Source organism: Sandaracinomonas limnophila (assembly GCF_004005965.1).
Taxonomy (GTDB): Bacteria; Bacteroidota; Bacteroidia; order Cytophagales; family Spirosomataceae; genus Sandaracinomonas; species Sandaracinomonas limnophila.
Window position 1 is genome coordinate 406,356 of the sequence record NZ_SACY01000002.1, and the last position, 24,208, is coordinate 430,563.

Below are 24,208 nucleotides of genomic sequence, written 5' to 3' on the forward strand. Positions count from 1 at the left end.
ATTATCTTCCAATCACTTCAGAGCGACCTTTCACTCTTCCTGATTGCATTAATCCTTCGTACTTTCTCATCAACAAATAACTTTCTATTTGTTGCAATGTATCTAAAACAACACCTACTAAAATCAACAAAGAAGTTCCTCCAAAGAAGGATGCAAAACTTCTCGTTACACCAAACAAGTTGGCAATAGCAGGTAAAATTGCAATGATCGACAACATTACTGCACCTGGCAAAGTAATACGGTCTAAAATAGTTGCAATGAAATTTGATGTTTCTTCACCTGGCTTAATACCTGGAACAAATCCACCACCGCGCTTCATATCATCTGAAATTTGCGTCGGGTTGATAGAAATTGCTGTGTAGAAGAAGGTAAATAAGATAATTAAAACAGCAAACAAAACATTGTATTGCCAAGTTGTAAAATCTCCAAATGCCTGAGCCACCGATTGTGCAAATTCACTTTTATCAGCGAAAGACTGTGCTGCTAATCCTGGGATAAACATCAAAGCTTGCGCAAAAATGATTGGCATAACACCTGAAGCATTTAATTTCAAAGGAATATACTGACGCTCACCGCCAACCGCATTGGCATTCGAACCAACAACTTGCTTTGCATATTGAACTGGGATACGACGTACAGCCTGAACAACCATAACAGCACCCATTACAACAAAGAATAGAGCCAAAACTTCAATGATAAACAACAAGGCACCAGACATTCCGCGAGAAGTTGCTTCCTGAATTAATGCTGAAGGGAATCGAGAAACGATACCAATCATAATTAACATTGAAATACCATTTCCGATACCTTTGTCAGTAATTTTTTCACCTAGCCACATACATAACATGGTACCTCCTACTAAAATGGCAACACCATACAAGCGGAAAAACCAAGGATCTACTAAAATAGCTTCAGTAGGAATTGTAACCTGCAAGTAAGTAAAACCTTGTGCAGCAGTAACAAAAATGGTTAAAATACGAGTGATTTGATTCAATTTCTTACGTCCAGCTTCTCCATCCTTCTGCATTTTTTGGAAGTAAGGCAAAGCAATTGTTAACAATTGAATGGCAATTGAAGCTGAAATGTATGGCATAATACCCAAAGCAAATACAGACGCATTGCTTAAAGCTCCACCAGAGAACATATTCAACAATCCAAATAAACCACCATCACCAGTTTGAGTTAATTTCGTTGCATCTACACCTGGTAGTACGATGTAAGAACCCAATCTAAAGAAAGCAAGAAAAAGGAGCGTACTAAAGATACGTCCTTTTAATTCTTCGATAGAAAAAATATGCTTTAAAGTTGTAAATAACTTATTCATCAGCTGTTTTTAAGAAGATTAGTCAACAATAGCTTGTCCACCAGCAGCTTCAATAGCAGCTTTAGCGGCAGATGAGAATCCTTTTGCATGAACTTCTATAGCAGAAGAAATAGCACCACGACTCAAAATTTTAACTAAATCAGATTTGGAAACCAAACCGTGAGTATATAAGGCTTCGAAATCAACCACTTTCAACTTGTAAGTATCAGCCAATAACTGGATTGTATCCAAATTGATTGCTTTATACTCCACACGGTTGATGTTTTTGAAACCAAACTTAGGAACACGACGCTGTAAAGGCATCTGACCACCTTCAAAACCACGCTTACGTGAATAACCTGAACGTGACTGAGCACCTTTGTGTCCACGAGTGGAAGTTCCACCTAATCCTGAACCTTGACCACGACCAACTCTTTTTCTTGTTTTTACTGAACCTTCTGCAGGTCTTAAATTTGATAATTTCATATCTATTGGGCTTAGCGCTGTTTAAAAAACAACTCGCAAAATTAATTAAATATTTTCTACTACAACTAAGTGATTTACGGCACGAATCATACCTTGAATAGCAGGATTTAATTCTACCTCAACACTTTTACGGATTTTTCCTAATCCTAAAGCTTGGATTGTACGTTTTTGTACTTCCGGGCACTTAATTGCGCTTTTAACTTGAGTAACCTTAACTTTCGACATTTTAATCTTTGTATTAAGAGGTTCAGGACCTCGGATTATCCATTAAATACTTTTGCAACAGAAATTCCTCTCTGGAATGCAACACTGTGTGGAGCTCTCATTTTAACTAAGGCATCAACAGTTGCTTTAACCACGTTGTGTGGGTTTGAAGAACCTTTAGACTTAGCTAAGACGTCGTGAACACCAGCTGATTCCAATACAGCACGCATCGCACCACCGGCGATCAATCCTGTACCTGGAGCTGCAGGCTTCACTAAAACGAAACCACCAGAGAATTTACCTAATTGCTCGTGAGGAACAGTATTTTTAATTAAAGGAACTTGGAACAAGTTTTTCTTTGCATCTTCAATTCCTTTTGTGATTGCATCAGTAACCTCGTTCGCTTTTCCTAAACCGAATCCAACGATACCTTTACCATCACCCACTACTACGATAGCAGAGAAACTGAAACGACGACCACCCTTAACTACCTTCGCAACACGATTGATAGCTACAACTTTCTCCTTCAATTCTCCCTCGTTTACCTTAACAGGTTTTGCTTGTAAATGTGACATATTTATTAAAATTGTAAGCCACCCTCGCGAGCGCTTTCTGCTAATGATTTAATTCTACCGTGATACAAATAACCGTTACGATCAAAAACAACTTTGCTAATTCCAGCTGCTGTAGCTTTTTCAGCAATTGCTTTTCCAACTTTAGAAGCTGCTTCGATGTTATTGTTTACTTTTCCTTTAACATAAGAAGTTGCAGCAGCCAAGGTCTTTCCTTGTGCATCATCTATAATTTGCGCATATACTGCTGAATTAGAACGATACACGGTTAAACGTGGACGCTCTGCAGTACCCGCGATCTTACCACGGATTGATTTCTTAATGCGACTTCTACGAGAATCTTTTAATGTTGCCATTTTAAATTATATTTTGTGGATTTCCGACCCACTAATTAATTACTATTTTTTACCACCTGCTTTACCTGCCTTACGACGAACCTGCTCACCAACAAAACGTACACCTTTACCTTTGTATGGTTCAACTGGACGAAGTGACTTAATTTTAGCAGCTACTTGGCCAATTAATTGCTTATCAATACCTTCCAACACAACCATTGGATTCTTTCCTTTCTCCATTGCAGTTGCAACTTTGATTTCAGAAGGAACAGCCATGAAAATTGCGTGAGAATATCCTAAGTTCAACTCAAGGATGTTTCCTTGATTAGCAGCCTTGTAACCCACACCAATGATTTCCATTTCTTTCTTGAAACCATCAGAAACACCAACCACCATATTGTTGATCAATGAACGGTATAAACCATGTAGAGCTTTGTGACGCTTTTGTTCTGTAGGACGTTTTACAGTTAAAACGTTACCTTCTTGTTCAACAGTGATATCCACATCAATTTGCTGAGATAAAGTTCCTTTCGGGCCCTTTACTGTCACCAAATTAGCAGGACTAACTTCAATTGTTACACCAGCTGGAACGTTAATAATCTTGTTACCTATTCTAGACATTGTAAATTTTTTGTGCTTAAATTACGAGCTAGGCTCCTTTCAGCGTTAAACATTTATTAATATACGTAGCACAATACCTCACCACCTACGTGTAAAGTACGAGCTTCTTTATCCGTAATTACTCCTTTGGAAGTTGACAAAATCGCAATTCCTAAACCGTTCAATACGCGTGGTAACTCTTCTGTTCCTTTATACTTACGTAAACCAGGTTTAGAAATACGAGTTAGGTTAACGATTGCAGGTTGTTTAGTAACTGGGTTATATTTTAACGCAATTTTGATGGTTCCTTGAACGGAATTATCATCAAACTTGTAGTTAGCGATATAACCTTTGTCGAACAATACCTTCGTAATCTCCTTTTTAATATTAGAAGCAGGGATCTCAACTACCCTATGGCGAGCCTTAAGGGCATTTCTCAATCGGGTCAAATAATCTGCTATAGGATCTGTCATTGTCTTTAAATTTTCCGCAAACCTCTTAAAAAGGCCTGCAAAATTACAAAAATGAATTTAATTAATCAAATTTTTATTACCAGCTTGATTTAGTTACTCCTGGTATTAATCCGTTGGAAGCCATTTCACGGAATGTAACACGGCTAATTCCGAATTTACGCATATAACCACGAGGACGACCAGTTAACTTGCAACGGTTGTGTAAACGAACCGGAGAAGCATTTTTTGGAAGTTTATCCAAGCCAACATAATCACCTGCAGCTTTCAATGCAGCTCTTTTAGTTGCATATCTAGCCACTGTTGCTTCGCGCTTTCTTTCTCTTGCTTTTACTGACTCTTTAGCCATTATTTCTACGTTTAGTAATTGTTATCGTTTAATATTTGCAAATGGTAAACCAATCGCTGCTAATAAAGCATAAGATTCTTCATCAGTTTGAGCGGTAGTTACAAAAGTGATATCCATACCCGAGATTTTAGCTACCTTATCGATAGAAATTTCTGGGAAGATAATTTGTTCTTTCACACCCAACGTATAGTTTCCTCTTCCGTCGAATCCCTTTTCAGAGATACCTTTAAAGTCACGAACACGTGCTAAAGAAACTGTAGTCAAACGATCTAAAAATTCGAACATACGATTTCCACGTAAAGTAACTTTTACACCAATCGGCATATTTTCACGTAACTTAAAGTTAGAGATCGCTTTCTTAGAAATTGTCGCAACCGCTTTTTGACCAGCGATCAATGTAATTTCGTCGATAGCTACATCTACTAATTTCTTATCAGCCACAGCTGCTCCTACACCTTTATTGATTACAATTTTAGTAATCTTTGGTACTTGCATTACGGACTTGTACTGAAACTTTTCTTTCAAGCTTGGTACAACCTCCTTTACATAACGTTCTTTTAATCTAGGTACTGCCATTTTTTTGTTATTTGTGGATTTCCGACCCACCTAATGTTAAATTATCCGATAAATTTGCCTGTCGCTTTAGAATAACGTTGTAATTTACCCTTGTCATTCAATTTACGACCTGTACGAACTGCCTTTCCGTTTTCTACAACCATTAGGTTGGAGATATGAATAGAACCTTCGCGTTTTTCGATTCCACCTTGTGGATTGTTAGCAGATGGCTTAACGTGCTTAGTTTGCAAATTAACACCTTCCACAATCGCACGAGATTTCTCGATAATCACTTCTTTGATCACACCAGATTTGCCTTTAGCATTTCCAGAGATTACCATTACGGTGTCTCCTGTGCGAACGTGCAATTTTGATTGCTTGTTATTTTTATTTTCCATTGTCTGATTCGTAAAATGGGTTACCCCATCATTAATTCATCTTTTATTATAAAACCTCTGGTGCTAATGAAACAATTTTCATAAAACCTGCCTCACGCAATTCACGAGCTACTGGACCGAAAATACGAGTTCCTCTTGGCTCATCATTGTTGTTTAACAACACCGCTGCATTATCTTCAAAGCGAATATAAGTTCCATCTTTACGACGAATTTCTTTCTTCGTACGAACCACAACCGCTCTTGAAACAGTTCCTTTCTTCATACTTGAAGAAGAAAGAGCTGATTTTACAGAAACTACAATTTTGTCTCCAACTGAAGCATATCTTTTTCCAGTACCGCCTAATACGCGAATTACCAAAACTTCTTTTGCTCCAGAATTATCCGCTACACCCAATCTAGATTCTTGCTGTAACATTTCTTATATATCTTTAATATTGAATATTTATTTAACAAGTTTGGTTATTTCGCTTTTGCGATTACTTCAACCAATCTCCAACGCTTATTTTTAGAAAGAGGACGAGTTTCCATCACCTTCACTGTATCACCGATACCACACTCATTATTTTCATCATGAGCCATTAATTTGGTAGTCTTTTGTACGAATTTTCCATACAAGGGGTGTTTCACTTTACGTTCCACCGTAATTGTGATAGATTTATCCATCTTATCACTTACTACCTTCCCTATCCTAACTTTTCTTAGATTTCTTTCCATCGTTGGACTTGTTAAACAATTGGTCATTAGCAAAATCGAAATGACCTGTAAGGTTAAAAAATTATTAAGCTTGTGATTTTACGTTCAAAACAGTGTTTAAACGAGCAATCAATCTACGAGTTTGGCGGATTCTCATTGGGTTTTCGATTGGTGAGATAGCGTGCGCTAACTTCAAACGATCCAAATTTTCCTGCTCGTTAACGATTAATTTCGCTAACTCTTCAACTCCTAATTTATTTATTTCTGCGTTTTTCATATCAATGCGGGATAATCCTTATCGGATAAACTATTCTTGGTAATCTCTACGAACTACAAATTTGGTACGCAATGGCAATTTTTGAGCCGCTAAACGCAAAGCTTCTTGTGCCAATGCTAATGGAACTCCTGCAGATTCAAATAAAATCGTTCCAGGACGAACATTGGCTACCCAATATTCTGGAGCTCCCTTTCCCTTACCCATACGAACCTCAGCAGGCTTCTTTGTAATAGGTTTATCAGGAAAAATACGAATCCATACTTGGCCTTCACGCTTCATTGCACGCGTTACAGAAATACGAGCTGCCTCAATCTGACGAGCAGTAATACGTCCTGGCTCTAATGATTTGATAGCGAAAGATCCAAAATCAATTTCGTGTCCGCGGGTAGCAAGTCCTCTTACGCGGCCTTTTTGTTGCTTACGAAATTTCGTTCTTTTTGGTTGTAACATTTTAGTATTAGTCTAATGTCTGTTCTAATTGAATTCTAATTATCTCTTGCGAGGGGCACGACCACCTTTATTGCGATCGCCAGCATCAGCTCCCTCACCACGGCGACGGTCACGGCCACCACGACGGTCATCATCACGGCCACCACGTGGTCCACGATCTCCACCACGGCCTTCGTTGCCACCTGGTAAATTAGCTAAGTTCGCATTTGGAGAAAGGTCACGCTTTCCATAAACTTCACCGCGGAAAATCCATACTTTGATACCGATTTTACCATATACAGTTAAAGCTTCTGAGATTGCGTAATCAACATCTGCACGTAAAGTGTGCAATGGAATACGACCCTCCTTGTAACCTTCAGAACGTGCCATTTCAGCACCACCTAAACGTCCAGATAATTTTAATTTAATACCTTGAGCACCTACACGCATTGCTGAAGCGATTGCTTGCTTCATTGCGCGACGGAAAGAAATACGAGCTTGTAATTGTTGAGCGATTGCTTCTCCCACTAATTTTGCATCGATTTCAGGACGCTTAATTTCAAAAATATTGATTTGAACGTCTTTTCCAGTGATACTCTTTAATTCTTCTTTTAACTTATCAACCTCTGCACCATTCTTTCCGATAACCACACCTGCACGAGCCGTGTTGATTGTTAATGTAATTCTTTTTAAAGTACGCTCGATGATTACTTTAGAAATAGATCCTTTCGGGATACGAGCTGCAACGTACTTTCTGATTTTTTCGTCTTCAACTAATTTATCAGCAAAAGTCTTGCCTCCGTACCAATTGGAATCCCAACCTCTTACGATACCTAATCTTAAACCAACGGGGTTAATTTTTTGTCCCATTTCTTATATTATCTAATAGTTTATTATTCTGCTGAATTCGATTCTTCCATTGCAGGAGCTGCCGAAGAAGCTACTACCAAAGTAATGTGATTTGAACGCTTAAGGATTCTATGTCCTCTTCCTTGCGGAGCTGGACGAAGACGCTTCAAAGAAGCTCCACCATCAACAAAAATTGTTTTGATGAACAAATCTGCATCTTCAATCTTTGCATTCTCATACTTATTTTGCCAGTTTGAAACCGCCGATAAAAGACATTTTTCGATCGCTTTCGCACCTACTTTGGGCTCAAATTTTAAGATTCCAAATGCTTTGGATACCTTTTGTCCACGTACCATATCCGCTACAATACGCATCTTTTGAGGCGAGGTAGGAATATTTCTTAATTTAGCAACTGCTTCCATTTTTTCGATTACTGTTTAAGCTGGTCCTAAGACCATTCTTTTACTTTTTACCTTTGTCTTTTTTCGCTATGTGACCACGGAAATTACGCGTTGGCGAAAACTCTCCTAATTTATGACCTACCATATTTTCTGTTACATAAACCGGAATGAATTTATTCCCGTTGTGAACTGCGAAAGTATGACCAATGAAGTCTGGTGAAATCATCGAACGTCTAGACCATGTTTTGATAACTGATTTCTTTCCAGAATCATTCATAGCCTGAACCTTGATATCAAGGCGGTAATCAATGTAAGGACCTTTTTTTAATGAACGTGCCATCTACTATTTTTTTCTTCTACTAATGATAAGACGATTTGTATGTTTCTTTGGATTACGAGTTTTCTTACCCTTAGCCAATAAACCTGTACGAGAACGTGGGTGACCACCGGATGCACGGCCTTCACCACCACCCATTGGGTGATCAACTGGGTTCATCACAACACCACGAACACGTGGACGACGACCCAACCAACGCTTACGTCCTGCTTTTCCTAAGTTAACATTCATGTGGTCAGAGTTTGATACTGTACCAACCGTTGCTAAACAACGTGCCAATACCATACGCATCTCACCTGAAGGTAACTTTAACGTAGCGTATTTTCCATCACGCGCTAATAACTGAGCATACGTACCAGCTGAACGAGCCATTTCAGCTCCTTTACCTGGTTGCAACTCAATCGCGTGAACCAAAGTACCCAAAGGAATATTTGATAAAGGTAAAGTGTTTCCTACTTCTGGTGCTACATTAGAACCAGAAATAATAGTTTGCCCAACCTGAATTCCTTGAGGTGCAATAATATATGATTTCTCGCCATCTGCATATTCAATCAATGCAATACGAGAAGTACGATTCGGATCGTATTCAACGGTTAAAACAGTTGCAGATACATCAAACTTCGAACGATTGAAATCGATAATACGGTAACGACGCTTATGGCCACCACCGATATAACGCATCGAACGACGACCGTCTGCATTTCTACCACCTGTACGCTTAATAACCTCCAACAAAGGCTTGTACGGCTTGTCCGTTGTAATCTCCTCAAACGTTGGCGCAATACGCTGACGTTGTCCTGGAGTTGTTGGTTTTAATTTTTTAATTGCTGCCATTTAAAAGTTCAATTTATCGGGATGAACCCCCTTATTTTTTAAAATTAAATGCCTTGGTAGAAATCAATTACTTCTCCCGCAGCTACTGTAACGATTGCCTTCTTGAAAGTTGAAGTACGGCCAGTAGTAATCTTAGTACGTGTACTTCTAGATTTCTTCTTTCCGATCTGACGAAGAGTAGCTACATCCGTAACATTTACTCCGTACATCTTCTTAACCTCCTTAGCAATCTCAATCTTGTTTGCATCATTATCAACTACAAACACATACTTGCCTTTTTCTTGCATGGCTTGCGACTTTTCAGTCAAGGCCGGACGCTTAATTATGCCCATTGTATATTTGTTTTAACAGATTCTCTGATCTTATTTATTAAATGAAGTCTCGATTGCTTGAAGCGCAGCTTCAGTAATCAATAATTTGGAAGCATTTACTAAATCGTAAGTATTCAAATCAGCTGCAGTAGAAACTTTAGCTTTTGGAATGTTACGACCCGACAATACCACATTTTGATTTACTTCAGGAGTAATCAACAATGATTTAGTAGCATCGAATGAAAATGCCTTTAACATTGCCAAATAAGCTTTTGTTTTTGGCGCTGCAAATGCAACTGCATCTAAAATAGTTACATCGCCTGACTGTACTTTCGCAGCAATTGCTGATTGACGAGCCAAAGACTTCACTTTTTTATTCAATTTGAAATGGTAATCACGTGGACGTGGACCAAAAATACGACCACCACCTTTAAATAATGGTGATTTCATCGAACCTGCACGTGCTCCACCTGTTCCTTTTTGTTTCTTCAACTTACGAGTAGAACGTGAAACTTCTGCACGCTCCTTCGCCTTGTGTGTTCCTTGGCGCTGATTAGCAAGATATTGCTTCACATCCAAATACACAACGTGCTCGTTTGGAACAATTCCAAAGATCTCGTCAGAAAGCTTAACTTTCTTTCCGGTATCTTTTCCTTCTATGTTATATACTGATAATTCCATATTTCCGAATGTCTATCGAAAGACTGGCTTTCTTTTTTTAATTTTCAATGATTACGTATGAGTTCTTCGCTCCCGGTACAGAACCTGAAACAACTAATAAGTTCTTCTCAGGATAAACTTTCAAAACTTCTAAGTTTTGAACCTTAACGCGATTGCCACCTGTACGGCCCGCCATACGCAAACCTTTGAATACACGAGATGGGAATGAACATGCACCAATAGAACCTGGGTGACGACCCCTGTTGTGCTGTCCGTGAGTTTGACCACCCACACCACCAAATCCGTGACGCTTTACAACACCTTGGAAACCTTTACCTTTTGAAGTACCAATTGCATCAATAAATGATCCAACTTCAAATCCTTCAACTGTAATTACATCTCCTAAGTTTGAAGTACCCTCAAATGAACGAAACTCCACCAATTTCTTCTTAGGTGTAGTTTTAGCTTTCTTGAAATGTCCCAACAACGATTTAGTTGTATGTTTCTCTTTTTTCTCACCATAACCAACTTGAACAGCATCATAACCGTCAGTTGCTACAGTCTTAACCTGTGTAACCACACATGGTCCGGCTTCAATCAGCGTACATGCAAGAGCTCTTCCGTCTTCCATGTATAGGCTGGTCATACCGATTTTTTTTCCAATAATTCCAGACATAATTGTTTGTTTTTAATAATTATCGCTTACAAGGCTACCGTGGCTTGTTGTAAGACTTTATATTCAAAATCGCTCCAAAAAACGATATAGAATCAATTCAATAAGGCAGAACAGGATAAAAAGTGGACAAGATGAGGGCGCTGAAATCAGCGAGTGACACCTTGTGCAGCTTAATATTCAATCAATGAGATGGGCATTCAAAACATTAACCAATACCAGTTCTGTCACAAAAAAATCGGCTTTACCAATTTTTAACCCTTTTTCGAACCGTGCTTTTGTGTTTTTTAAGATAATCAAAGAAGTTCTGCCAACCTCTTTCGACTGAAAAAACCACGTAAGTCGAACGGGAGTGCAAAGGTAGGAATAAAAATTTAATTTACAAACATACTTAGCAAAATTTATATGTGTACCTTTGGTGAAAAATCAACCCAATGAAAAAACATTTTCTTCTTTTTGCCGCATTTATTGGGATTACACTCTCCATTGGCCTGTTTTCCTGCAACAACAACACGCCAGCTAACAGCAAAAACAATTATTTTAATCTGAAAGATTTTTTACAAAAAGAAATACAAAACCAACAAAATCAAGGATTTAAACTGCAAAAATCCATTATTTTAGACCAAAAAAAGGAAGACAAAATCCTTTCTGAAATCAAACTTGCAGACGAACTCTCCCTGTTCATTAATGCCGACCTCAATAAGCCCGCTTTTGAAAACAGCTATGATAACCTTTCTGAAAATGGCATCTTATGGTATTCACTAAAAACAGATGAAAATTTACCTGTAAAGAAAATGGTTATTCACCTAGATGCTTTTGAACATCCTGAAAATATTGAAATTGTCATTCAAGAAAAAAACATCCTTTTTCAAACAGAGAAAAAACTGAACATGAACCTGCATGAAGGACATATTCAAACCTATTCAATTGAAGGAAAGCAGCAATTGGCCTGGCTTGAACCTACCACCTATAAAATTTTAGGTGTGATTTTAAGCAAATAACCCTGACGACAAATACCGATCTCCACGATCACATATAATACATACAATAAGTCCAGTGTCCAAGGTTTGTGCCAATCGTAAACTGGCAGCCACTGCACCACCGCTACTCATCCCCCCAAATATGCCATCAACTTTTGCCAATTTCCGAGTAGTCTCAGTTGCCTCCGCCTCGGAAATATCCATTATCAAATCCACTCGCTCAGGTTGGTATATTTTGGGACGATATTCTATTGGCCAACGTCTAATACCTGGAATTTTTGAACCTTCCGTCGGCTGACATCCTACAATTTGTATAGCCGGATTTTGCTCTTTTAAATACATGGATGTCCCCATGATGGTACCCGTTGTACCCATTGAACTCACAAAATGAGTAATATGACCATCCGTATCCTTATATATCTCTGGCCCGGTACTTTTATAATGCGCCAAATAATTATCTGGATTTTCAAATTGATTCAACACAAAATACCCTTCCTTCTCAGCTTTATCTAAGGCATAATCTCTAGCCGACTCAATGGTTTCTGTCAAAGTCACCTTCGCGCCAAAGGCTTCCATTGTTTGGATTCTTTCTAAAGTAGAATTGGAAGGCATCGCCAATTCAATTTCTAATCCATACAATCGGGCAATCATTGCCAAAGCAATACCCGTATTTCCAGAAGTCGCTTCAATCAACCGACTTCCTCTTTTTATTTCTCCCCTTTCCAGTGCCGATTGAATCATGTTTTTGGCAGCACGGTCTTTTACCGACCCACCCGGATTATCTCCTTCCAATTTTCCATAAATCTTCACATTAGGATTTGGATTCAAGTTTTTGATTTCAACTAAAGGGGTATTTCCCACCAAATCCAATAAATTAAATAGCTTACTCATTGATTACTTTTACGTTTTCTTGGTGATAAATTTTTGTTTGAGCCGGAACTGACTTCGTCAACCAAACATTTCCGCCAATGATTGAATTAGCCCCAACAATGGTTTCCCCTCCTAAAATGGTTGCACCAGAATAGATAACTACTCCATCTTCAATTGTCGGATGCCGCTTGGTAGAAGCCATGCTTTTGTCTACCGATAGCGCTCCAAGGGTCACTCCTTGATAAATCTTTACCCGTTCTCCAATTTCACATGTTTCTCCAATTACAATTCCAGTGCCATGGTCCATAAAAAAATGTTTCCCAATTTTTGCGCCTGGGTGAATATCAATTCCAGTTTTGGAATGAGCATATTCGGTTAAAATTCGAGGGATAATCGGTATTTTCAATTCATGCAATCCATGAGCTAAACGATAAAAAGCTAAAGCATAAAACCCAGGATAGGTTCTCACGACCTCAAAATCGGTTGTAGCAGCTGGGTCTCCATCTACCATTGCCTGAATATCCGTACAAAGTAAATGATAGATTTCAGGTATTTTATTTAAAAAAGCTTTTGTCAAGGCAGGTACTTCCCCTGGGCATTGTTCTTTAATACTATACAATAGACTCTCCAATCCATTTTCAATCCCCGCCCAATACAATTCCAAATCTTCTAAACTTTTTACACGTTTTTGAGTTTGTTCTGGAAACAAGGACAAAACGATTTTAGTAAATAGTTTTTGGATTTCGGAAGTTGAAGGGAATGGATGTGTTTCGTTGTGTCGTTGAAACAATTCCTTTAAAAATTCTTTTGAAAACATCATTTTAAAATTCTTTGATCAAAGGCAAAATTGCCTCATACTGTAAATTAGGATCAATTGTATTTACTTCAATAGGTCGTATCTGAGGATTTTCTCTCTGATGCAAACCAAACATATACGCTTTATCGTAATAGGTCAAAGTGATTTTTGCTACCTCTGCAAAATCACCCACATCAAGTGCCTTCAATGCCAACTGATGCCAATTTCCACCTAATCGACGTTGAATTTTGCCTAAGGCCATCGCAATATCTTCCTTGGGATAACCTGCATAAACCTTGACTAAATGGGGCAATCGAGTTTCCACCGAAATATCCATGAACAGAATTGGAGCATTTCTTATTTTATTATAAAAAACCACATCCATAAAAACCTTGCCAATGTGCCTACTCTCGTCTTCGACCCAGATAGGTTTTGAAACATCTAAAGCTAATATTTCTTTTGCAAGCAAATTTTCAAAATGTTCAGAACTTGGCTGGGCTTCCATTCCAAAATGTCCAAACGCAGATCCCCTATGTTTGGCAATACCTTCTAAATCTAAAATTTGATGTCCATGTGATTTTATAACATGTAACAACTCTGTTTTTCCACTTCCAGTTTTACCGCCTAAAACACATAATTTAAGATCTTGTGCAAATTGACTTAAAACAAAATTTCGGTAGGCTTTGTATCCACCTTCTAGTAAATAAACTTTTAATCCGGCTGTTTCCAACAACCAGGCCATACTTCCAGAGCGCATTCCTCCTCTCCAACAATACACCAAAATTTCCCCATCAACTGCGAATTTTTTAGCCGTCTTTACAAATTGATGCAATTTGGGTCCAACAAACTCCAAACCCATTTCAACCGCTTTTTCTTTACCAATCTGTTTATAACATGTCCCAACCTTTGCACGTTCCTCATCGGTAAATAGGCACATGGAATTTGCACCTGGGATATGTCCTTTTTTATATTCGCCTGGTGAGCGAACATCCAAAATTGGAATAAATTTCGCCTTTTCAACAAATTCTTTAGCTACTAATTTTTGTGGCATTAGGCTTCCAGGGTCAAAAAGTTCATTTCAAAAGCAAATGGATCTAACTGTTCCAATAATTCTTGGATAAAATTAGTATGCTCTGCATAATAATTTAAAAAGCTATCTCTTCTCTCCTGCCAGGTTCCGTTTGGGAAAAGTTTAGATTTCAAAAGTAAGATTTGATCCAACCATTCCTTTTGGTTACGAATTTCTGCTTTGGCTAATTTCTTTTGTAAATCATCAAAAGCATTTGATGCCTTTTTCAAATGTGCCTCCACGCTTTGATCTAAGGTTTTTTCTATTTTAGAAGCCTTTTGCTTGATTTGGTCAAAGAGCCGCTTTAGCTCTATTTTTTGCTGTTTTAAATCTTCTTCCCCGCTCCCAAATTTGCTCAATACAAGTTGCTTGATTTCTAATTCGTTTAAAAACAAATCTTTTAAATCAAGTCCGATTTTTGCTACTTTTTCTCGTTGATTTTTCTTCAAAATAGTCGCAAAGTTTCTTGGAAATAACAAAGGGAAAGGCGTTTGATGTTGATCAAAAACAGCTTTAAGCTGTAGCCAATAGACAATTTCAGCAGGACCGCCAATATATGCCAAATTGGGTAAGATGTTTTCTTGGTACAAAGGCCTTAAAATAACATTCGGACTGAATCGATCAGGATGGCTGGCAATTTCATTATTAATTTCCTCTTCAGAAAACTGAATATTAGTTTCCAAAACTTCCCATTTGTCGTTTTTTTGAATTCTTTCTCTTAAACCATCTTTTAAATAAAAGAAATTTATCGATCGAGCATTGACCTGGGTTTTGTAGCCTAAATCATTTAATTTTTTTGAAGAATTTTGAACCAATTGTTCATGTGATTGCTGTAAAACATCCTTTGCAATCACATCCGAAAACAATTGCTTCATATCCTTGTGATCGGCATCTAAGCAAATTAAGCCTTCCTTGCCAAATAATTCATCCATGTAACGAATGACCGCTTCAGCCAGTGTTTTAGATGCTGCATAGGCCTTTTTAAAGATTGAAACCGTTTCGGGAAATTGATTGGCAAGTTTACTTAAATCTTCTACTTGGAATCTACCAACAGCACCCTTTTGGTCAGATTTCCATTCGTGCTTTTGATTATTCCAAAAGAAGTGATTGATTTCCTCAAAGTCATGATCCTCACTAGCTAACCAATAAATTGGCACAAAGTTTTTATCTGGAAATTGTTTTTTCAATTTTCGAGCCAATTGAATCGTGCTTACTATTTTGTAAATCACATATAATGGACCTGTAAATATATTGAGCTGATGACCCGTTGTAACTGTAAATGTGTTTGGGTCTGCCAGCAATTGTATCCCTTCTCTTTCTCCAATATTTTCATATTGCTGCTGCAAACAATGCACCAAAACTTCCCGATTTTTTGCAGAAAACGTAGATTTAGATTTGATTTGAGCCTCAAATGATGATAATATTGGTGGGGCTGTAAAAAAGGGTTGTAAATTTGACTTGTTATTTAAATAATCAATTAACAAAGGCGAAAAGCCCTTAATTTGAGAGATATGAACTACTTCTTTTTTCATTTAGTCAACAAGGCAAACACGAATTTAAGGATAAAATTCTCTTATATCGGAGGATTTTAAATATATTTATAGGATTATTTATCATCCAACAACGTTAATGAAATACCAAAGGTTCCTAATTCTCTTCTTTTTCTGTTCATTTTCGGTTTTAGGGCAACAAATTCCTCAGTTTTCACAATATTATGCTAATAAATTTTTGTACAATCCTGCCTTTGCTGGTTTTGAAGATTTTGCAGAAATAAAATCGGGGTATCGCTCACAATGGCAAGGTATTGGCAATACAAATTCCACATTTTATATCAATGGAAATATGCCTTTGGGAAAAACGGATTATACTTCAGATGGTCCTTCACCAAATATTTCATCCTCCAAATCCTATTCTTATAAAAAAACGTATACTCGAGGAAAAGAACATAGAACTGGAACACATAAAGGAGTTGGTTTTCAGTTAATGGCAGATAATTGGGGGCCAGTACAAAGTTTATCTTTTGCTGCAAGCTATGCCTTTCATTTGCCGGTTGGTGGAGAAAACAAGGTTTCAGGTGGCTTTTCATTGGGAAGCTATTACAGAACAATTTCTTTGGGGTATAAAGATTATGATGTATCAAATCCAAACGACCCTTTATTAAATTCATTGGGAAAATTAAGTGCCAGTCAAAATTTATTTAACATGGGAGTTACCTATTACAATAGAACTTCACATGTAGGATTAGCCATTTGGCAACCCATTATGGGATCCTTCAATTTCAGTGCAAAATCAGATAGTGTGTATTCGGTTTTACCTAATGCCAGCCAAACTGCAAAAGATACTATATCCATCACTAAAAACAGTTTAGGTCAAATGCCTACAGTTTTTATTTTGCAAGGCGGAACCCGATGGGACCTTTCGGAAGATATTAAAGTTTATCCTAGCGTAATGCTAAAATTCACAAGTTTAAGTCATTTAACCGCCGAAGGAACTTTGCGAACCATGTTAAAGGAAAAAATCTGGGCTGGAGTTTCGTATCGCTTCAAAGAAGCAGTTGGATTTCATTTAGGAGCATTGTTAGGACCTAAAACGACACTAAATTATTCTTATGACATCCATACTGGGATTGGTCCATTTTCAACGGCTTATAGCTCCAGTGAATTTACGCTGGGGTATATGTTTTATTGGAAAAAATAATTAGTTGAACTTTTCGTAGGCTTTTGGAGGGACTGGACTTTTGAAATCTTCGGCTTGAATGTTGGGTTTTTCCCATTCTAAATATCCTTTAACCCATGCATATGCAAGGCCCAAGCCTAAAATTCCTATAAAAATTAACATTTCAAATAGGGCAAAATGTTTCCAATTTTCAGAGGCTGCTGCCAACTGCTTGTCGCCAAATACTACTGCCCAAGGAAAAAGTAGAATTAATTCAATCTCAAATAATACGAATAAGAGAGCATAAAGATAGAAGCGTGGATTGAAACGCACATTGGCATTACCAACAGGTGCTTCTCCCGACTCATAGGTGCTCAGTTTTTCATCATTTGGGCGATTAGGTCTAATAAAACGTGCTAAAGTAAGAACCAAGGCCATAAATCCTGTTCCAGCAACTAAAAAAGCCAACACATAGCCAAACGACTCTATCATTTTTTCAATTTAAAATACCCACGAATTATTGTAAAAGTTGTAATTCCTAAGAAAAACAAAATAATATATTGTACATAGTTGATAATCCATGGAAATTCGTGCCCAAGATAATATCCAGAAGTAACTAAAATACCTACCCACAAAAATCCTCCTAATAAATTTAATCCAACAAAGGTAAACCAAGACATTTTAATGATTCCTGCCAATATGGGAGTAAAAGTACGCACTATAGGTAAAAACCTAGATATTACAAGCGCCATGACTCCATATTTATCAAAAAAATCTCGGGTAGAATCCAAGTTTTTCTTTTTAAATAAGAGGCTATCGGGTCGATTTTCAATAGATTTTCCAAAAAACCGCCCCGTGAGGTATCCGACCAGGGACCCGATGACGGCAGCGCCAAAAATACTAAGTAATAGTTGAGAAAGCGGCTCTTTAAGTACACCCGTTCCACCAAAAACACCTGTTAAAAACAATAGATAATCTCCTGGAAGAAAAAAGGCAAAAAATAAACCATTTTCAGCGAAGACAATTAAAGTAATAACCAAAAGTCCTGAACGGATAATCGTTTCAGAATCGGTTAGTTGGTGCCACAAGAGGTTTATTTGATCCATAAAAATAATCAAAAGCCAATTTAACTCATTTTTTGCAGCTTTTGTCTCAAATATTTCAAAATCAATTATAAATATCTGTGAAAAATTTCAAAAATGATTACATTTGAAAGATGAAAACCATTTTAGCTAGCATTTTGTTCTGTATTTTCTTTGGAGGTAGCCTACTTCCAAAAGTTGGTATAGAACAATCTTTCAAGGCTCATGAGCTGCTAAAACATTTTCAAGATCATAAAAAACAAGCCCCAAAAGGTTTTAGTTTTATAGATTTTCTTTGGATGCATTACAGTGCTGATTCCAAACACCCCAAAACATCTCAACATCCGAATATGCCAAGTCTCGATTTTTCTGGCATTTGTGGCTTTGTTTTACCTGGCTTGATGGTATTTTTTATTTCAGCCTACATTCGATCAATCTCAAGAAGAACACAAATTAATTGGTCAAATCTGTACCAATTTACGATTATAAATGTCCTAATTGCCCCTCCTCGAGCAATTGCAGTGTATCATTAATTTACATTGTTAGACATTTATGAACTTTTATGATTAATTCAATAATTCAATTTAGTATCAAAAACAAACTTATTGTGGGTTTGTTTGTACTTGGACTTATCACTTGGGGTGGATATTCCCTTACCCGACTCCCCATTGATGCCTTACCAGATATTACCTCTAACCAGGTTCAGGTAATTACACAATCCCCTGCATTAGCCGCTTCTGAGGTAGAAAAATTTGTTACTTATCCTTTAGAAATTTCGCTTAGAACCATCCCAAATGTAAAAGGAATACGTTCAGTTTCTCGAATGGGATTATCTATCATTACTGTAGTTTTTGAAGATGAAATTGCCACAGAAGTTACCCGCCAGCAGGTTTCAGAAAAACTTAAGGCAGCGGAACCCTATCTTTTAAAAGGCGCAGGTATTCCAGAAATGGCCCCTATTACTACCGGACTAGGGGAATTTTATCAGTACACCCTTGAAGTTGACCCTGCCTATAAAAATCAATACAGTCTAGCTGATTTAAGAACCTACCAAGATTGGATCATCAAACGACAATTATTAGGAATCAAAGGAGTTGTGGAGGTAAGTTCTTTTGGTGGTAATTTAAAACAGTATGAAGTTGCTATCAATCCAGAGCATTTAAAAGCCATGAACGTAACGGTTCAAGATATTTTTAAAGCCTTGGAAAACAATAATTCAAACTCTGGTGGGAGTTATATAGAGAAAGGATCAGATGCTTATTTCATTCGATCGGAAGGAATGATTACCTCCCTTGAAGACATTGAAAACACAGTTGTATCACAAAGGGGAAAAGGTGGTTTACCCATTTATGTGAAGGACGTGGCTAAGGTACAATTTGGCAAAGCAGTTCGGTACGGGGCTATGGCCAGAAATGGAGAAGGAGAAGCCGTGGGAGCTGTTATGTTACTTTTAAAAGGGGCCAATGCAAATGTAGTTGTTCAAGATGTAAAAGCTCAAATTGCAGAAATTGAAAAAACCTTACCACAAGGCATTCACATCAATGCGTTCTTAGATAGAAGCGTTTTGATTGGAAAATCGATCAATACCGTTGAGAAAAACCTGATTGAGGGTGGATTAATTGTTGTTTTCATTTTAGTTTTATTGTTAGGTAATTTACGTGCAGGACTCATTGTGGCCTCAATGATTCCCCTCTGCTTGTTGTTTGCCTTTGCTTTAATGAATGTTTTTGGCGTCTCGGCAAACCTAATGAGTTTGGGAGCCATTGACTTTGGATTAATTGTAGATGGCGCAGTAATTATTGTGGAATCAATTATCCATCGACTCCATTCCCACAAAAAGGGTGAAGTTTTGAGTCAGCATGGGATGGATGAAGAAGTAGCCATATCTGCCAAGGCCATTTTCAAATCTGCTGCTTTTGGGGTAATCATTATTCTTATTGTGTACTTCCCAATAATGGCATTAGGAGGCATAGAAGGAAAAATGTTTAGACCGATGGCCCAAACAGTAAGTTTTGCTATTTTAGGTGCACTTATTTTATCTTTGACCTACGTTCCGATGATGTCGGCATTATTTCTTAGCAAAAAGATTTCTCATAAGGTAACCATTGCCGATAGAATCATGAATTTCCTTTACGGGAAATACCACCCTGTGGTTAAAAAAGCCTTAGAGAATCCGAAAAAAGTAGTATTAGCATCAATTATACTTTTTGCTGGAAGTGCATTTGTTTTTAACACTTTAGGGGGTGAATTCATACCCGAATTAAACGAAGGCGATTTTGCAGTAGAAACCCTATTGCCAACCAATGCCTCATTGTCGCAAAGTATTAAAATGAATAATGAGGCACAGAAATTATTAATGAAGAAATTTCCTCATGAAATTAAGCAGATCGTTTCTCGTATTGGTGCTTCAGAAATACCAACAGATCCAATGGGAATCAACTCTTGCGATTTAATCATTCAATTGAAGGAGCCTTCTGAATGGACTGAGGCAAAAACCATGGATGAACTGGAGGAAAAAATGGACAAAGCATTGGATGTTTTTCCAGAAGTAAATTTTGAATTTACGCAACCTATTCAAATGCGATTTAACGAATTAATTGCTGGAGTAAAATCTGATATTGCAGTCAAAATCTTTGGAGATGATTTGCAAGAATTGTTTGAACATGCCACTGAAGCTGCCAGAATCATCCGAAAAATTGAAGGGGTTGGCGATATAAAAGTGCAGCAAATTGATGGCATTCCTCAATTAATAGTCAAATACAATCGCCAAAAATTAGCCCAATACGGTTTAAATATCCAAGATATCAACTCCATGGTAAAAATGACCTTTGCGGGTGAAACTGCAGGCATGGTGATGGAAGGAGAAAAACGATTTGATTTGGTAGTGCGATTGGATTCCACTTTCAGAAAAGACATCCAAAATATACGTGAATTGTATATCAATTTGCCAAACGGTGGTCAAATTCCATTACAAGAAGTAGCTTCGGTCAATTTCGAAAATGCCCCGGTTGAAGTTTCAAGAGATAACACACATCGAAGAATTACGATTGGTATCAATGTTCGAAACAGAGATGTAGAGAGTGTGGTAAAAGACATTCAACAAGTCATGAAAACCAAAGTTACCCTCCCTACAGGCTATTACGTAACCTATGGTGGCACTTTTGAAAATCTGCAAGCTGCCAAAGATCGATTGTATTTGGTGGTACCAATTGCCTTGGCCTTAATTTTTGCTTTATTGTTTTTTACGTTTAATTCGATGATAGAAGCGGCCATTATTTACTTGGCCATACCACTTTCTGCCATTGGTGGAATTTGGGCACTTTGGTTAAGAGGGATGCCATTCTCGGTTTCTGCGGGTATTGGTTTCATTGCCTTGTTTGGAGTGGCTGTTTTAAATGGAATTGTTTTATTATCTGTCTTCAAACAATTGAGAGAAGAGGAAGGACTTTCTATTAAAGAAAGTTTGTTAAAAGGATTATCGCTTCGTTTTAGACCAGTAATCATGACAGCGTCAGTTGCTTCATTGGGTTTTCTTCCAATGGCAATCAGCACCTCGCCAGGAGCAGAGGTTCAGAGGCCTTTGGCTACCGTGGTAATTGGAGGTTTAATCACCGCAACCTTTTTAACATTGGTGGTTGTACCTGTAGTTTACCAATTGGTTATGTCGAGAATTGAAAGAAAAAGAAGTTTAAAACTAGGTGCAGTTACTATCCTTTTGGTAATGTTTTTTTCAAGTAGTTTCACAGGGAATGCACAAACAAAATTGTCTTTGAATCAATGTGTAACAGAGGCTTTAAATAACAACCAATTGCTGAAAACGGCACAATTGGAATTGCAAAGTGCAGAGGCATTGGTTGCTTCCGGAAAAGAATTACCTAAAACAGGTTTTGATGTTCAATACGGGAAAACGCAGACCTATTACAGTACGGATTATACGGCTATTGTTTCTCAAAATATACCTTGGCCCGGACAATTAAAGGCACAGATCAAAGCTTTGTCATCACAGAAAAATATGGCCGAGAAACGGGTGAAAATTAGTCAGAATTTGGTAAAATCTGCTGTAAAAATCTTGTATTATCAGATTATGGTTCAAGAATTAAACTTGAACTATTTGAAAAAGCAAGAAGGAATTTACGCGATGATGTCCAAGGCCGCTACTCTAAAATTCAAACAAGGTGAAACCAATAAATTAGAGCAGGTGGCTGCAGAGGCTCGTTTAAGAGAATTTCAACAAAAAGAATTAAGTCTTTCAACTGACATTCAAAATTCCTACCGTTCCTTAGCCTATTGGATCAACAGAAAAGAAAGCTTTCAAATAAATGGGGAAGAAAAGTTGTCTTTGAATTTGCCTGAAAATCTGGGTACGATTCAAGCAAGTCCCAGCATTCAACTTTTGGAAGAACAAGTGTCCCATGGGAAATTCTTAACTGAGGTAGAAAAGCAAAAGTTAAAACCTGATTTGAAATTCGGACTTACCAATCAAAGCATAGAAAATGTGGGAGGACAAAATTTTATTCAGGCGGGATTAAATATCCCAATATTTACAAAAGGTCAAAAAGCCAAAGTTGCTGCCGCAGAAAAGCAGAGCCTTGCTTATGAAAGTCAATTGAATCAAAATAAATCCCAATTGGAGGTGGAAATCAATAATTTAAAAGATCAAAATTCGAAATACCAGAATTCATTGACTTATTTTATTGCTACAGCTCTACCGCAAGCAGATTTATTAGAAACCACAGCTCTGAAAAGTTACCAACAAGGGGAAATTGAATATGTTGAAATGCTACAAAACACACAATCGGCATGGAGCATTCGTGAAAACTACCTGATGGAGGTACAAAACAACAATCAAAATATCATTCAAATAGAAACGATTTTAGGAAATGAATAAATATATCAACATCCTGGCAACTGCCATAATTCTGGTTTCTTGCGGGAAAAAACAAGAGGAAACAATTACTGAGGAAGGCTCGCAAAAAATTACGGAAATCTCTTTAACGGCCGAGCAAAAACAAAATGCGGGAATAAGCTATGGAGAAATTAAGGAACAGGTTATTCCGATGGAAATCAAAGTTACTGGTTTTGTGAATGTGCCCCCAATAGCTTCTGCGTCAGTTTCGGTACCCATTGGCGGTTATGTTAAAACCACAAATGAGGTACTTCCAGGTAAAAAGGTTGCAGCTGGAGAAATACTGGCCACAATTGCTAGTTTAGATTACATCCAAATGCAACAAGATTACTTACAGGCAAAAAGTCAGCTACAATATCAATCCTTAGAAAAAAACAGACAGCAAACTTTGAATGCCGAAGAAGTAGGTTCTAAAAAACGTTTGCAACAAGCTGAAGCTGATTTAGGCACCTTACAGGCACAAGCCAAAGGATTGGCCTTGAAGTTGGAATTATTGGGTTGTGACATGAAAACCTTAGAAAATGGTACCATTCAGAAGGTAATACAAGTAAAATCACCTATTGCGGGTTATGTTTCCGATCAAAACATTGCACTAGGTAAGTATGTGAGCCCAACAGATGTTTTGGCAAAAATTGTTGGAGTAACTCATAAACATGTTGAATTAAAAGCCTTTGAAAAAGACTTGCATTTGATAAAAATTGGCCAAAATGTGGAAGTTGAATCGGAGGGAATTCAAGCCAACGCAAAGGTCTTTTTGGTGAGTAAACAAATTGATTTAGAAACAAGAAATGCCGCAGTTCATGCCCACTTTACCAATGAAAATCAGGAAGAAATGTTTACAGTTGGACAATTTGTACATGCCAAAATCCTAGTCGGAAATCAGAAAATTTTAACCATCCCACAAGCTGGTTTTGCTAGAAATGGCAAAGGAGGTTACATTTATATTGAAAATGCAGGAGGAAAAATCGAACAAATTCCTGTTGAAATTTTACATTCAAACGCTGAAATCATTGGTATTCGTCCCGAAAAAGATATTCCAGCCGGAAAAGTAATTGTAAGTGGTGCCTCGGCCTTGAATGCGATATTTTCAAAATAGAGTCGAGTTCAGATACCA

Annotated in this window: 32 protein-coding genes; 5 read left to right on the forward strand and 27 right to left on the reverse strand. The window is 37.6% G+C overall.

Annotated elements, in window-relative coordinates; genetic code table 11:
- Position 1 precedes the first annotated feature (1 nt).
- From secY to rplC, 21 genes are all read right to left on the reverse strand, one after another.
- Positions 2 to 1,324: a preprotein translocase subunit SecY gene (gene secY, locus EOJ36_RS05380; protein WP_127803121.1), complete on the reverse strand. Its 1,323-nt coding sequence runs from the start codon at positions 1,322 to 1,324 to the stop codon at positions 2 to 4.
- Between the two features lie 18 nt (positions 1,325 to 1,342).
- Positions 1,343 to 1,789: a 50S ribosomal protein L15 gene (gene rplO, locus EOJ36_RS05385; protein ID WP_127803123.1), complete on the reverse strand. Its 447-nt coding sequence runs from the start codon at positions 1,787 to 1,789 to the stop codon at positions 1,343 to 1,345.
- 45 nt (positions 1,790 to 1,834) lie between these two features.
- A complete protein-coding gene (gene rpmD, locus EOJ36_RS05390; protein WP_127803125.1) occupies positions 1,835 to 2,014 on the reverse strand; it encodes a 50S ribosomal protein L30 in 180 nt (59 codons plus the stop codon).
- A gap of 35 nt (positions 2,015 to 2,049) precedes the next feature.
- Positions 2,050 to 2,568, reverse strand: coding sequence for a 30S ribosomal protein S5 (gene rpsE / locus EOJ36_RS05395; RefSeq protein ID WP_127803127.1), 519 nt, complete (start codon positions 2,566 to 2,568; stop codon positions 2,050 to 2,052).
- A gap of 5 nt (positions 2,569 to 2,573) precedes the next feature.
- On the reverse strand, positions 2,574 to 2,921 hold the full coding sequence (rplR, locus tag EOJ36_RS05400) for a 50S ribosomal protein L18 (RefSeq protein ID WP_127803129.1): 348 nt from the start codon (positions 2,919 to 2,921) through the stop codon (positions 2,574 to 2,576).
- Between the two features lie 42 nt (positions 2,922 to 2,963).
- Positions 2,964 to 3,521, reverse strand: coding sequence for a 50S ribosomal protein L6 (gene rplF / locus EOJ36_RS05405; RefSeq protein ID WP_127803131.1), 558 nt, complete (start codon positions 3,519 to 3,521; stop codon positions 2,964 to 2,966).
- A gap of 56 nt (positions 3,522 to 3,577) precedes the next feature.
- Positions 3,578 to 3,973 (reverse strand): 30S ribosomal protein S8, encoded by a 396-nt coding sequence (gene rpsH / locus EOJ36_RS05410; protein ID WP_127803133.1) that lies wholly within the window; start codon positions 3,971 to 3,973, stop codon positions 3,578 to 3,580.
- A gap of 76 nt (positions 3,974 to 4,049) precedes the next feature.
- Positions 4,050 to 4,319 carry a 30S ribosomal protein S14 gene (rpsN, locus tag EOJ36_RS05415; protein ID WP_127803135.1) on the reverse strand — a complete coding sequence of 90 codons (270 nt, stop codon included), beginning with the start codon at positions 4,317 to 4,319 and terminating at the stop codon, positions 4,050 to 4,052.
- A gap of 21 nt (positions 4,320 to 4,340) precedes the next feature.
- On the reverse strand, positions 4,341 to 4,895 hold the full coding sequence (rplE, locus tag EOJ36_RS05420) for a 50S ribosomal protein L5 (protein WP_127803137.1): 555 nt from the start codon (positions 4,893 to 4,895) through the stop codon (positions 4,341 to 4,343).
- Positions 4,896 to 4,936: 41 nt separating this feature from the next.
- On the reverse strand, positions 4,937 to 5,272 hold the full coding sequence (gene rplX / locus EOJ36_RS05425; RefSeq protein ID WP_127803139.1) for a 50S ribosomal protein L24: 336 nt from the start codon (positions 5,270 to 5,272) through the stop codon (positions 4,937 to 4,939).
- Between the two features lie 46 nt (positions 5,273 to 5,318).
- Positions 5,319 to 5,687, reverse strand: coding sequence for a 50S ribosomal protein L14 (rplN, locus tag EOJ36_RS05430; RefSeq protein WP_127803141.1), 369 nt, complete (start codon positions 5,685 to 5,687; stop codon positions 5,319 to 5,321).
- Between the two features lie 44 nt (positions 5,688 to 5,731).
- Positions 5,732 to 5,986 carry a 30S ribosomal protein S17 gene (rpsQ, locus tag EOJ36_RS05435; RefSeq protein WP_127803143.1) on the reverse strand — a complete coding sequence of 85 codons (255 nt, stop codon included), beginning with the start codon at positions 5,984 to 5,986 and terminating at the stop codon, positions 5,732 to 5,734.
- Between the two features lie 64 nt (positions 5,987 to 6,050).
- Positions 6,051 to 6,242 (reverse strand): 50S ribosomal protein L29, encoded by a 192-nt coding sequence (gene rpmC, locus EOJ36_RS05440; RefSeq protein ID WP_127803145.1) that lies wholly within the window; start codon positions 6,240 to 6,242, stop codon positions 6,051 to 6,053.
- A 30-nt stretch (positions 6,243 to 6,272) separates the two neighbouring features.
- Positions 6,273 to 6,692, reverse strand: coding sequence for a 50S ribosomal protein L16 (gene rplP, locus EOJ36_RS05445; RefSeq protein ID WP_127803147.1), 420 nt, complete (start codon positions 6,690 to 6,692; stop codon positions 6,273 to 6,275).
- A 39-nt stretch (positions 6,693 to 6,731) separates the two neighbouring features.
- Positions 6,732 to 7,541, reverse strand: coding sequence for a 30S ribosomal protein S3 (gene rpsC / locus EOJ36_RS05450; protein ID WP_127803149.1), 810 nt, complete (start codon positions 7,539 to 7,541; stop codon positions 6,732 to 6,734).
- Between the two features lie 23 nt (positions 7,542 to 7,564).
- On the reverse strand, positions 7,565 to 7,942 hold the full coding sequence (rplV, locus tag EOJ36_RS05455) for a 50S ribosomal protein L22 (protein WP_127803151.1): 378 nt from the start codon (positions 7,940 to 7,942) through the stop codon (positions 7,565 to 7,567).
- A 40-nt stretch (positions 7,943 to 7,982) separates the two neighbouring features.
- Positions 7,983 to 8,261, reverse strand: a complete 279-nt coding sequence (rpsS, locus tag EOJ36_RS05460) for a 30S ribosomal protein S19 (protein WP_127803153.1) — start codon at positions 8,259 to 8,261, stop codon at positions 7,983 to 7,985.
- Between the two features lie 3 nt (positions 8,262 to 8,264).
- A complete protein-coding gene (rplB, locus tag EOJ36_RS05465; protein ID WP_127803155.1) occupies positions 8,265 to 9,092 on the reverse strand; it encodes a 50S ribosomal protein L2 in 828 nt (275 codons plus the stop codon).
- A gap of 44 nt (positions 9,093 to 9,136) precedes the next feature.
- Entirely contained in the window at positions 9,137 to 9,424 is a 288-nt protein-coding gene (gene rplW, locus EOJ36_RS05470; RefSeq protein WP_127803157.1) for a 50S ribosomal protein L23, read from the reverse strand.
- 30 nt (positions 9,425 to 9,454) lie between these two features.
- The gene (gene rplD, locus EOJ36_RS05475; protein WP_127803159.1) at positions 9,455 to 10,084 is read right to left on the reverse strand and encodes a 50S ribosomal protein L4; all 630 of its coding nucleotides are present in this window, start codon (positions 10,082 to 10,084) and stop codon (positions 9,455 to 9,457) included.
- A 37-nt stretch (positions 10,085 to 10,121) separates the two neighbouring features.
- Positions 10,122 to 10,739: a 50S ribosomal protein L3 gene (gene rplC, locus EOJ36_RS05480; RefSeq protein WP_127803161.1), complete on the reverse strand. Its 618-nt coding sequence runs from the start codon at positions 10,737 to 10,739 to the stop codon at positions 10,122 to 10,124.
- Positions 10,740 to 11,170: 431 nt separating this feature from the next.
- Here rplC and EOJ36_RS05485 point away from each other — a divergent pair, with 431 nt between their 5' ends.
- Positions 11,171 to 11,737, forward strand: coding sequence for a hypothetical protein (locus EOJ36_RS05485; protein ID WP_127803163.1), 567 nt, complete (start codon positions 11,171 to 11,173; stop codon positions 11,735 to 11,737).
- Here EOJ36_RS05485 and cysM read toward each other — a convergent pair.
- From cysM to bshC, 4 genes are read right to left on the reverse strand one after another with little or no spacing between them, the layout of a single operon-like run.
- On the reverse strand, positions 11,726 to 12,607 hold the full coding sequence (gene cysM / locus EOJ36_RS05490; protein ID WP_127803165.1) for a cysteine synthase CysM: 882 nt from the start codon (positions 12,605 to 12,607) through the stop codon (positions 11,726 to 11,728). The genes EOJ36_RS05485 and cysM overlap by 12 nt on opposite strands.
- Entirely contained in the window at positions 12,600 to 13,403 is an 804-nt protein-coding gene (gene epsC / locus EOJ36_RS05495) for a serine O-acetyltransferase EpsC (RefSeq protein ID WP_127803167.1), read from the reverse strand. Before epsC ends, cysM begins: the two co-directional genes overlap by 8 nt.
- A 4-nt stretch (positions 13,404 to 13,407) precedes the next feature.
- Positions 13,408 to 14,433, reverse strand: coding sequence for a tRNA 2-selenouridine(34) synthase MnmH (gene mnmH / locus EOJ36_RS05500; protein ID WP_127803169.1), 1,026 nt, complete (start codon positions 14,431 to 14,433; stop codon positions 13,408 to 13,410).
- Positions 14,433 to 15,983 carry a bacillithiol biosynthesis cysteine-adding enzyme BshC gene (bshC, locus tag EOJ36_RS05505; protein WP_127803171.1) on the reverse strand — a complete coding sequence of 517 codons (1,551 nt, stop codon included), beginning with the start codon at positions 15,981 to 15,983 and terminating at the stop codon, positions 14,433 to 14,435. The genes mnmH and bshC overlap by 1 nt, the downstream gene beginning before the upstream one ends.
- 97 nt (positions 15,984 to 16,080) lie before the next feature.
- Here bshC and EOJ36_RS05510 point away from each other — a divergent pair, with 97 nt between their 5' ends.
- On the forward strand, positions 16,081 to 17,148 hold the full coding sequence (locus tag EOJ36_RS05510; RefSeq protein WP_127803173.1) for a PorP/SprF family type IX secretion system membrane protein: 1,068 nt from the start codon (positions 16,081 to 16,083) through the stop codon (positions 17,146 to 17,148).
- Here EOJ36_RS05510 and EOJ36_RS05515 read toward each other — a convergent pair whose 3' ends face one another.
- Together EOJ36_RS05515 and EOJ36_RS05520 are read right to left on the reverse strand one after the other, a co-directional pair.
- Positions 17,149 to 17,598, reverse strand: a complete 450-nt coding sequence (locus tag EOJ36_RS05515; protein ID WP_127803175.1) for an NADH-quinone oxidoreductase subunit A — start codon at positions 17,596 to 17,598, stop codon at positions 17,149 to 17,151. It lies immediately after the preceding gene.
- Entirely contained in the window at positions 17,595 to 18,212 is a 618-nt protein-coding gene (locus EOJ36_RS05520; protein WP_127803177.1) for a DedA family protein, read from the reverse strand. The genes EOJ36_RS05515 and EOJ36_RS05520 overlap by 4 nt, the downstream gene beginning before the upstream one ends.
- A 110-nt stretch (positions 18,213 to 18,322) precedes the next feature.
- On the opposite strand from EOJ36_RS05520, the gene EOJ36_RS05525 reads away from it, so the two are divergent.
- The 3 genes from EOJ36_RS05525 to EOJ36_RS05535 are packed head-to-tail and all read left to right on the forward strand — an operon-like array spanning position 18,323 to position 24,190.
- Positions 18,323 to 18,721 carry a hypothetical protein gene (locus EOJ36_RS05525; protein WP_127803179.1) on the forward strand — a complete coding sequence of 133 codons (399 nt, stop codon included), beginning with the start codon at positions 18,323 to 18,325 and terminating at the stop codon, positions 18,719 to 18,721.
- Positions 18,722 to 18,750: 29 nt separating this feature from the next.
- Positions 18,751 to 23,076, forward strand: coding sequence for a CusA/CzcA family heavy metal efflux RND transporter (locus EOJ36_RS05530; protein ID WP_127803181.1), 4,326 nt, complete (start codon positions 18,751 to 18,753; stop codon positions 23,074 to 23,076).
- The gene (locus EOJ36_RS05535) at positions 23,069 to 24,190 is read left to right on the forward strand and encodes an efflux RND transporter periplasmic adaptor subunit (protein WP_127803183.1); all 1,122 of its coding nucleotides are present in this window, start codon (positions 23,069 to 23,071) and stop codon (positions 24,188 to 24,190) included. The genes EOJ36_RS05530 and EOJ36_RS05535 overlap by 8 nt, the downstream gene beginning before the upstream one ends.
- The last annotated feature ends 18 nt before the right edge of the window (positions 24,191 to 24,208 follow it).

Excerpts from the sequence above, each read along its gene's own strand:
- secY (WP_127803121.1), bottom strand. The coding sequence starts at position 1,324 with ATGAATAAGTTATTTACAACTTTAAAGCATATTTTTTCTATCGAAGAA.
- rplO (WP_127803123.1), bottom strand. The coding sequence starts at position 1,789 with ATGAAATTATCAAATTTAAGACCTGCAGAAGGTTCAGTAAAAACAAGA.
- rpmD (WP_127803125.1), bottom strand. The coding sequence starts at position 2,014 with ATGTCGAAAGTTAAGGTTACTCAAGTTAAAAGCGCAATTAAGTGCCCG.
- rpsE (WP_127803127.1), bottom strand. The coding sequence starts at position 2,568 with ATGTCACATTTACAAGCAAAACCTGTTAAGGTAAACGAGGGAGAATTG.
- rplR (WP_127803129.1), bottom strand. The coding sequence starts at position 2,921 with ATGGCAACATTAAAAGATTCTCGTAGAAGTCGCATTAAGAAATCAATC.
- rplF (WP_127803131.1), bottom strand. The coding sequence starts at position 3,521 with ATGTCTAGAATAGGTAACAAGATTATTAACGTTCCAGCTGGTGTAACA.
- rpsH (WP_127803133.1), bottom strand. The coding sequence starts at position 3,973 with ATGACAGATCCTATAGCAGATTATTTGACCCGATTGAGAAATGCCCTT.
- rpsN (WP_127803135.1), bottom strand. The coding sequence starts at position 4,319 with ATGGCTAAAGAGTCAGTAAAAGCAAGAGAAAGAAAGCGCGAAGCAACA.
- rplE (WP_127803137.1), bottom strand. The coding sequence starts at position 4,895 with ATGGCAGTACCTAGATTAAAAGAACGTTATGTAAAGGAGGTTGTACCA.
- rplX (WP_127803139.1), bottom strand. The coding sequence starts at position 5,272 with ATGGAAAATAAAAATAACAAGCAATCAAAATTGCACGTTCGCACAGGA.
- rplN (WP_127803141.1), bottom strand. The coding sequence starts at position 5,687 with ATGTTACAGCAAGAATCTAGATTGGGTGTAGCGGATAATTCTGGAGCA.
- rpsQ (WP_127803143.1), bottom strand. The coding sequence starts at position 5,986 with ATGGAAAGAAATCTAAGAAAAGTTAGGATAGGGAAGGTAGTAAGTGAT.
- rpmC (WP_127803145.1), bottom strand. The coding sequence starts at position 6,242 with ATGAAAAACGCAGAAATAAATAAATTAGGAGTTGAAGAGTTAGCGAAA.
- rplP (WP_127803147.1), bottom strand. The coding sequence starts at position 6,692 with ATGTTACAACCAAAAAGAACGAAATTTCGTAAGCAACAAAAAGGCCGC.
- rpsC (WP_127803149.1), bottom strand. The coding sequence starts at position 7,541 with ATGGGACAAAAAATTAACCCCGTTGGTTTAAGATTAGGTATCGTAAGA.
- rplV (WP_127803151.1), bottom strand. The coding sequence starts at position 7,942 with ATGGAAGCAGTTGCTAAATTAAGAAATATTCCTACCTCGCCTCAAAAG.
- rpsS (WP_127803153.1), bottom strand. The coding sequence starts at position 8,261 with ATGGCACGTTCATTAAAAAAAGGTCCTTACATTGATTACCGCCTTGAT.
- rplB (WP_127803155.1), bottom strand. The coding sequence starts at position 9,092 with ATGGCAGCAATTAAAAAATTAAAACCAACAACTCCAGGACAACGTCAG.
- rplW (WP_127803157.1), bottom strand. The coding sequence starts at position 9,424 with ATGGGCATAATTAAGCGTCCGGCCTTGACTGAAAAGTCGCAAGCCATG.
- rplD (WP_127803159.1), bottom strand. The coding sequence starts at position 10,084 with ATGGAATTATCAGTATATAACATAGAAGGAAAAGATACCGGAAAGAAA.
- rplC (WP_127803161.1), bottom strand. The coding sequence starts at position 10,739 with ATGTCTGGAATTATTGGAAAAAAAATCGGTATGACCAGCCTATACATG.
- EOJ36_RS05485 (WP_127803163.1), top strand. The coding sequence starts at position 11,171 with ATGAAAAAACATTTTCTTCTTTTTGCCGCATTTATTGGGATTACACTC.
- cysM (WP_127803165.1), bottom strand. The coding sequence starts at position 12,607 with ATGAGTAAGCTATTTAATTTATTGGATTTGGTGGGAAATACCCCTTTA.
- epsC (WP_127803167.1), bottom strand. The coding sequence starts at position 13,403 with ATGTTTTCAAAAGAATTTTTAAAGGAATTGTTTCAACGACACAACGAA.
- mnmH (WP_127803169.1), bottom strand. The coding sequence starts at position 14,433 with ATGCCACAAAAATTAGTAGCTAAAGAATTTGTTGAAAAGGCGAAATTT.
- bshC (WP_127803171.1), bottom strand. The coding sequence starts at position 15,983 with ATGAAAAAAGAAGTAGTTCATATCTCTCAAATTAAGGGCTTTTCGCCT.
- EOJ36_RS05510 (WP_127803173.1), top strand. The coding sequence starts at position 16,081 with ATGAAATACCAAAGGTTCCTAATTCTCTTCTTTTTCTGTTCATTTTCG.
- EOJ36_RS05515 (WP_127803175.1), bottom strand. The coding sequence starts at position 17,598 with ATGATAGAGTCGTTTGGCTATGTGTTGGCTTTTTTAGTTGCTGGAACA.
- EOJ36_RS05520 (WP_127803177.1), bottom strand. The coding sequence starts at position 18,212 with ATGGATCAAATAAACCTCTTGTGGCACCAACTAACCGATTCTGAAACG.
- EOJ36_RS05525 (WP_127803179.1), top strand. The coding sequence starts at position 18,323 with ATGAAAACCATTTTAGCTAGCATTTTGTTCTGTATTTTCTTTGGAGGT.
- EOJ36_RS05530 (WP_127803181.1), top strand. The coding sequence starts at position 18,751 with ATGATTAATTCAATAATTCAATTTAGTATCAAAAACAAACTTATTGTG.
- EOJ36_RS05535 (WP_127803183.1), top strand. The coding sequence starts at position 23,069 with ATGAATAAATATATCAACATCCTGGCAACTGCCATAATTCTGGTTTCT.